General features: G+C 52.3%; 1 protein-coding gene. It reads left to right on the top strand.

The window, feature by feature from the left end; all coding sequences use genetic code 11:
* On the top strand, positions 1 to 266 hold a 266-nt coding region (locus ACZ3HG_RS23905; protein WP_465334878.1), incomplete at both ends, for a hypothetical protein.

Below are 266 nucleotides of genomic sequence, written 5' to 3'. Positions count from 1 at the left end.
GCAAGCTTGCTCCATTAAACGGTGCACAGTTACGGTTGTTCAATGAAGATCGTCGCTATTACTGGCGCTATGACGATCAGCGTGGCTGGCATTCGGGCTATACCGATGCCGATGAACTGATCGAGTCGCGTATTCTCAAACTGGATAATCGTCTCAAGCTGGCCTTGCCGGTGAAGTATGGCCGTTATCGTCTGGATGTGACTGATCCCGAAACCAATCAGACCACGCGTTACCGTTTTTACGCTGGCTGGGGATCACGCGATGCC

Source organism: Erwinia sp. PME.40.26/001, assembly GCF_055556675.1.
Note: the sequence above shows the minus strand (reverse complement) of the source record. Positions and strands in the feature narration are given on the sequence as shown.